At 55.6% G+C, this 257-nt stretch carries 1 protein-coding gene; it reads left to right on the top strand.

The window, feature by feature from the left end; translation table 11 throughout:
• Positions 1–257: ATPase, T2SS/T4P/T4SS family (locus AAEZ10_RS27535; protein ID WP_502947718.1), on the top strand; the 257-nt coding region annotated here is incomplete at both ends.

The following is a 257-nucleotide window of genomic DNA, read 5'->3' as shown; positions in this document are numbered from 1 at the left end:
GCACGCAAACTGTGCAGCCATTGCAAGAAACCCATCGATATTCCCCGCGAAGCCTTGATCAAGGAAGGGTTTCCCGAGGACCGCATCGGCTCCTTCACCATCTATGAGCCGGTTGGCTGCGATCTGTGCAATGGCGGCTACAAGGGACGGGTGGGGATTTACGAAGTGGTCAAAAACACCCCGGCGCTGCAACACCTGATCATGGCCGAAGGCAACTCGCTGCAAATCGATATCCAGATGCGCAAGGACGGTTTTGA

It is taken from the genome of Pseudomonas sp. H26/SER47-MNA-CIBAN-0231 (assembly GCF_040310465.1).
GTDB lineage: Bacteria > Pseudomonadota > Gammaproteobacteria > Pseudomonadales > Pseudomonadaceae > Aquipseudomonas > Aquipseudomonas atacamensis.
The sequence above is the reverse complement of the archived record's forward strand: the minus strand, read 5'-3'. Positions and strand labels throughout refer to the sequence as shown.